Origin of the sequence: Clostridium sp., from assembly GCF_051278035.1 — a bacterium.
Taxonomy (GTDB): domain Bacteria; phylum Bacillota; class Clostridia; order Clostridiales; family Clostridiaceae; genus Clostridium_AD.
Map to the genome: position 1 here is coordinate 1 of NZ_JBNMNU010000223.1, position 6,044 is coordinate 6,044.

At 31.7% G+C, this 6,044-nt stretch carries 6 protein-coding genes and 1 tRNA gene; 5 read left to right on the top strand and 2 right to left on the bottom strand.

The genetic code is table 11. The features are described 5' to 3' along the window. The 4 genes from ACJAX4_RS21425 to ACJAX4_RS21440 form a co-directional block, all read left to right on the top strand. Positions 1–547, top strand: a 547-nt coding sequence (locus ACJAX4_RS21425) for an undecaprenyl-diphosphate phosphatase (RefSeq protein WP_435791472.1), incomplete at its 5' end; no start/stop codon positions are given. A gap of 261 nt (positions 548–808) precedes the next feature. Beyond that, entirely contained in the window at positions 809–1,906 is a 1,098-nt protein-coding gene (locus ACJAX4_RS21430; RefSeq protein WP_435791473.1) for a 6-phosphofructokinase, read from the top strand. Positions 1,907–2,029: 123 nt separating this feature from the next. Further along, positions 2,030–2,812 carry a serine hydrolase gene (locus tag ACJAX4_RS21435; RefSeq protein WP_435791474.1) on the top strand — a complete coding sequence of 261 codons (783 nt, stop codon included), beginning with the start codon at positions 2,030–2,032 and terminating at the stop codon, positions 2,810–2,812. 197 nt (positions 2,813–3,009) lie between these two features. After that, positions 3,010–3,086: transfer RNA gene (locus ACJAX4_RS21440), tRNA-Ile, on the top strand. A 91-nt stretch (positions 3,087–3,177) separates the two neighbouring features. On the opposite strand, the gene ACJAX4_RS21445 is transcribed toward ACJAX4_RS21440, so the two are convergent. Then, positions 3,178–4,050 (bottom strand): ComEC/Rec2 family competence protein, encoded by an 873-nt coding sequence (locus tag ACJAX4_RS21445; protein WP_435791475.1) that lies wholly within the window; start codon positions 4,048–4,050, stop codon positions 3,178–3,180. Between the two features lie 113 nt (positions 4,051–4,163). On the opposite strand from ACJAX4_RS21445, the gene ACJAX4_RS21450 reads away from it, so the two are divergent. Beyond that, the gene (locus ACJAX4_RS21450) at positions 4,164–4,889 is read left to right on the top strand and encodes a lysophospholipid acyltransferase family protein (RefSeq protein WP_435791476.1); all 726 of its coding nucleotides are present in this window, start codon (positions 4,164–4,166) and stop codon (positions 4,887–4,889) included. An 89-nt stretch (positions 4,890–4,978) separates the two neighbouring features. Here the strand turns inward: ACJAX4_RS21450 and ACJAX4_RS21455 are convergent. Further along, on the bottom strand, positions 4,979–6,044 hold a 1,066-nt coding region (locus ACJAX4_RS21455; RefSeq protein WP_435791477.1), incomplete at its 5' end, for an aldehyde dehydrogenase family protein.

Here is a 6,044-nt window from a genome sequence, read left to right on the forward strand (position 1 = left end):
TGTACCAGCTGTAGTGTTTGGTCTTATTCTAAATGATAAAATAAACGAATATCTTTTTAATCCTCTTACTGTAGCTTTTGCTTTGATACTTGGTGGAATTCTAATGATTATTATAGAAAATAGATTCAGGCATAAGTATACAACAAATAGTATTGAGCAAATAAGTATTAAACAGTCATTTAAAATTGGGATTTTTCAATGTTTAGCACTATGGCCAGGGATGTCTAGGTCTGCATCTACTATAATGGGCGGGTGGGTTAGTGGTGTCTCTACAGTTGCTGCAACCGAGTTTTCATTCTTTTTAGCCATACCAATTATGATTGGAGCTACAGGATTAACACTAGTTAAAAGTGGAATGGATTTTACTAGTGGTGAAATTATTACATTATTTATTGGATTCATGACGGCCTTTTTAGTTTCATTAATTGTGGTGGAAAAGTTTATTTCTTATTTGAAGAAAAAACCTATGAAAATTTTTGCTATCTATAGGATAATCATTGGTATTGTATTGCTATTTATAATTAAATTTGGTAAAATCTCATTATAAGTTATAATTTTCTGCTAATTAAAGGCCGAAAATCTTTTTTATAGTTATGATGAAAGATTTGAGTTAATATGACACGTAGTATGGTGATATTATATTTGAATTTATCGATTATAGATTCGAATATGATATATTCTGTTACATTTTCTTTATTGAGCTATTCTATTTGTGAAAAGTTGAGAATATTTCATTAATAGCAGCGTATCATTTATATTTTATACTGTAAGGTGTATAATATAGCAAATAGAGTTTGGGGGTATGTATATGTCGCATATAATAAAAAAAATAGGCGTGTTGACTGGTGGTGGGGATTGTCCAGGGCTTAATGCTGTAATTAGAGGGGTTACTCGTAACGCAATATTAAACTATGGTTATGAAGTAGTCGGTTACAGATTTGGATATAGAGGATTATATATAAATGAAACTATGCCACTAACTTTAGAAACAGTATCAGGAATTCAACATAAAGGTGGAACTATATTATATTCTTCAAATAAAGATAATTTATTTGATTATAATGTTTACGAAGATGGTGTAATGGTTAAAAAAGATGTATCAGATGTGGCAGTTGAAAATATGAGAAAAGAGGGTGTGGATGCTCTAATAGTTATTGGAGGAGATGGTACACTTACAAGCGCTAGAGATTTTGGAAGAAAAGGAGTTAATGTAATAGGGGTTCCAAAGACTATAGATAATGATTTAGCAGCTACAGACTTTACTTTTGGATTTAATACTGCAGTTGGGGTTGCTACAGAGGCGCTTGATAGACTTCATACAACAGCTGAATCACATCATAGGATAATGATACTCGAGGTAATGGGAAGAAATGCAGGTTGGATAGCACTAGAATCCGGAATCTCAGGATCAGCTGATGTAATATTAATACCAGAAATAGGCTTTGATATTAAAAAAATAGTTCAAAAAATAGAAGAACGTGAAAATGAAGGAAAATTATTTAGTATTATTGTTGTTGCAGAAGGTGCAAAAGAAAAAGGTGGAGACGTTGTAGTTAGTAAAATAGTTGCAGATAGCCCAGATCCGATAAGACTAGGCGGGGTAGGAAACAAATTGGCTTATGAACTAGAACAGATAGTAAAGGATCATGAAATTAGATGTACAGTACTCGGGCATATACAAAGAGGTGGTATAACATCGTCCTTTGATAGGATGCTTTCTACTAGGTACGGAGTGGCAGCTGTTGATTTGGTTAATGAAGGTAAATTTGGGAATATGGTTACGCTTGTGGGAAATAAAATATCTTATGCACACTTAGAAAATGTTATAGGGGATACTAAAAATGTTAATCCGAGTGGCGAATTAGTTAAAGTTGCTAGAAGTATTGGGATTTCATTTGGTGATTAATAGTATTTCGGCATCCAAGGTGCTGATTTAATAGTCTAAGTTAGTAGAGTTTTAAAATATGGAGGGTAGCAGCAATTAATGATTGTTGTCTATCCAACAGAAAAGCCAGGAGGATATTATATTATGAAAGTAATAAAGAAATATTTAGACACAAGAGAAGGGACTTATAGTTTTTATTTTGAGGAAATAAATAGTGGATATCTCTATGGTTTTAATGAGAACAAAGAAATGTTATCGGCTGGATGTATAAAGTTACCACTTGCAATGGTACTTTTAAAAGAGGTTCAAAATGGAACAGTAGATTTACAATCTAAAATAAAAATTAAAGAAAGTGATAAAATCCACGGCTCAAATGGTATATTACATGAATTCTCAGGTAAAGAATATTCACTATTTGAATTATTAACAGCAATGCTTTTGCAAAGTGACAATACAGCAGCAAACAAAATAATTGAAATTTTAAGTATGGATCGAATAGGAGAATTGTTTAAAGATTTGGGACTTAAAAATACAAAATTGAAAAGGATTACAACTAAAGTTAAATTGGGCAATGATGAATTAGAAAACACCTCTACTAGTCTTGACTTAAGTAAGTGTTTTAAATTATTATATCTAAAGCAATATTTAAATGAGGAAAATAGCAATTTGCTTATAAGTATTTTGAAAAAACAACAACGCAAAAATAAAATCCCGTTTTATATGCCGAGAGATATTCAAGAGAATATTGCCAATAAAGGTGGTAGCTTTGAATGTGTTGAAAATGATAACGCATTAATTATGATACCAAAGGGGAAATTTCTTTTTACTGTCATGGCTAACAACTTACCTAATAATGTTTATGGTATAACTACTATATCTAGGGTGGGAAAGATGATATGGGATCTTTTAGATAAAGATTGGAATTAAAGTATAGACTACGATTACATTAGTATTTATAGCATTCTTTGAAGGCGAAAGCATGTAGGGTGTATACTATCTATCACACTCATACATGCTTTTGCCTTTATCATTAATAAAATCAGAAGGGTATGATGTAGTTCGGTGATGGAACAGGAGAGTGTTGACATGGGTAAAAATTGGTATTATAATTATGAGGGTATTATGGGTCTATAGCTCAGCTGGTTAGAGCGCACGCCTGATAAGCGTGAGGTCGATGGTTCGAGTCCATTTAGACCCACCATTCTTATTTTTAGGATTAAATTAAAAGAACTAGGTGACTAGTTTTTTTGTTTTATTTAAGATTATAAATATCTTTTGCAATTTAGTTTTTTTTAGTTTCCTTCAAATTTATCTATGTTTGTGCCATCGCTTATGAGTACAATATTCTTTTCTAAATCAGTCCTATAGATAATACAATTTATATTTTTGAGTTTATCTATGGTTTCTTTGTTTGGATGACCGTAACTATTATTTTCTCCGGAGCTTATAACTGCAAATTTTGGGCTAACTGCATCTAGAAATTCCATTGAAGTTGATGAATTGCTACCATGGTGTGCAACTTTAAGTACTTGAGAATTTATATTATAACCCTTACTTAAAATTTCCTGTTCACTTATGGTTTCTATATCACCTGTAAATAAATAAGTTGAATTTTTGTAAGATACTCTTACTGCGCAGGAGTAATTATTAATATCTTTGTAGATTTTTTTATTGGGTGATAGCATAATACAAGTAGTATCAGGTCCTAAATCTAAAAATATATTGGACTTAGCCACTTTTATTTTAAGTTTTTTACGCTTTAAAGATATGATCATATTTTTAAAGGCTTCTGAGGAGAATGTAACTTTTGGAGCGTAAAATTCATCAACCATAAAGGTTTTGATTATACTTGCCATACCGCCTATGTGGTCCTCATGGGGATGGGTTGCAATTACATAGTCAAGTTTAGTGATGTTATTGTTTTTTAGATACTTAATTACCTTTTTTTTTGAATCACTGGTGCCACTATCAATTAATAGGTTTTTATGGTTTACTTGAATAAGGGTACAATCACCCTGTCCTACATCAATAAAATGAGTGATTATATTATTTTCTAAATTTATATTGGTTTTTATAGTAGACTTATAATTTATAATTACAAAAGCTAAAACAAAGGTTAACGAAATAAAAATCGCGGTATATTTCAAAAAAAAATCCTTTTTCATAAGTTTATCTCCCGTATAGTATTTGAAGTATATAAATGATTTTGTCCATTATATGAAAATAATATCAATTTTTAAAAAAATAATGGTAATTATAAAATGAAAGGAATACAGATATGAGAACTATATATTTTTATTTATGTCTTACAATTAATTTAATATGGATAAATCTCAAGAAAAAGCAATACAACAACCTAAGAAAGCGTAAAACTAAGGAAGAGGTAAAAGAGTATTTAACTAACTTAGTTACAAATTGGTCTAATTTTGTACTTAAAATTGCAGGCTTAAATTTAACAGTCATAGGGAAAGAAAATATACCAAACGAACCTTGCGTTTTTGTGGGAAATCACCAAAGTAATTTTGATATACCAGCTGTACTGTGTAATATTAATAGGCTCACAGGTGTAATTGCTAAAAAAAACATGGAAAAAATACCAATAATAAGCTACTGGATGAGGCAAATACATTGTGTGCTTATGGATAGAGAAAATCCTAGAGAGGCATTAAAGGCAATTGCAGAAGGTATTGAAAATTTAAAGGATGGATATTCTATGCTTATATTTCCTGAAGGTACACGAAGTAGAAGCAATAATATGGGCGAATTTAAGAAGGGTAGCATGAGGCTCGCAATAAAGGCAGGAGTACCTATTGTTCCAATAACAATTTATGATACTTATAAAGCAATGGAAGGTAATAATGGGAAAGTTAAAAAGGCAAGTGCTAAAATTATAATAGGTAAACCTATATATACAGATGCTATGTCAAAAGAAGAAAAAGCAAACATAGCAGAAATAGTCAAAAATATAATTCAGGATAATTTAAATCAGGAAAGAATGGGCTAAAAAGTAGCTTTAGTAAAAGTATATTTATAACAAATAACAAGTCAGTAACTTAACTTCTGACTTGTTATTTGTTTTTATTTGCCTCATTGTTATGGATTTATGAGGAGAACTGTAGATTTCATTCTAGTCATAGCTTCAATACTATATCTTATACCTTGAGTACCCATACCAGAAGATTTTGTTCCTGAGAATGGAAAATGGTCAGGTCCTCTTTCTGGTTTATTATTAATTTGTACGGTACCCACCTCGAGTCTACTCGCAATATTAAAGGCGTTATCTATATTTTTAGTATAAACAGAAGATTGAAGCCCATATTCAGATTTATTAGCTATGGTTATAGCCTCCTCAATACTGTTAACTCTGATTACCGGGAGTACTGGTCCAAATGGTTCTTCCCAAGCCAGGCGCATATCAGTAGTAACATTATCAAATAATGTTGGGTAAATCAAATTTTTCTCTCGTTTATTTCCACATAGTAGTGTAGCACCTTTGCTTATAGCATCATCAATCAGCTCTTGAATATAGTCGGCAGCACTATTATCTATGAGTGGAGTTATGTCACAACAATCTTCTGGATTTCCGATTTTCAAGAGTTTAATATTTTTAGTTAATGCAAGCGTTAGGGTATCTGCAACATCATTCATAACTAAAACTCTTTTAACAGCAGTGCATCTTTGTCCTGAATAGCTAAAGGCACCTGTAACAATGTCTTTTGCAGCACCTTCAATATCTGCATCGCTTAATATTATAGCAGCATCTTTGCCGCCAAGCTCCATAATCATAGGCACCATACCAGCAATCTTAGCTACATGTTTTCCTACCTTCGTACTTCCTGTAAAATTTATAAAATTAATATCTTTATGTGTTACTAAATAATCACCTATTTCAGAGCCTTTACCTGTTATTGTGTTTAATACTCCATTTGGTATACCCGCTTTATGAAAGAGTGCGACTAGATGAAGCGAGCTAATAGCTCCTTGAGTAGAAGGCTTTAGAATAACACTGTTTCCACCTATGAGGGCTGGGGCGATTTTAGAGGCGGAAAGATTAATAGGATAATTAAAAGGTGATATTGCGAGAACGATTCCTACTGGTACTTTGGTTACAAAGGATATTTTGTTTTTCTTGAAACCAGGGAAATTATCTGCACCTATA

Bases quoted from the DNA above. Each gene is read 5' to 3' on its own strand.
- ACJAX4_RS21435 (WP_435791474.1), top strand. From the start codon at position 2,030: ATGAAAGTAATAAAGAAATATTTAGACACAAGAGAAGGGACTTATAGT.
- ACJAX4_RS21450 (WP_435791476.1), top strand. From the start codon at position 4,164: ATGAGAACTATATATTTTTATTTATGTCTTACAATTAATTTAATATGG.
- ACJAX4_RS21430 (WP_435791473.1), top strand. From the start codon at position 809: ATGTCGCATATAATAAAAAAAATAGGCGTGTTGACTGGTGGTGGGGAT.
- ACJAX4_RS21445 (WP_435791475.1), bottom strand. From the start codon at position 4,050: ATGAAAAAGGATTTTTTTTTGAAATATACCGCGATTTTTATTTCGTTA.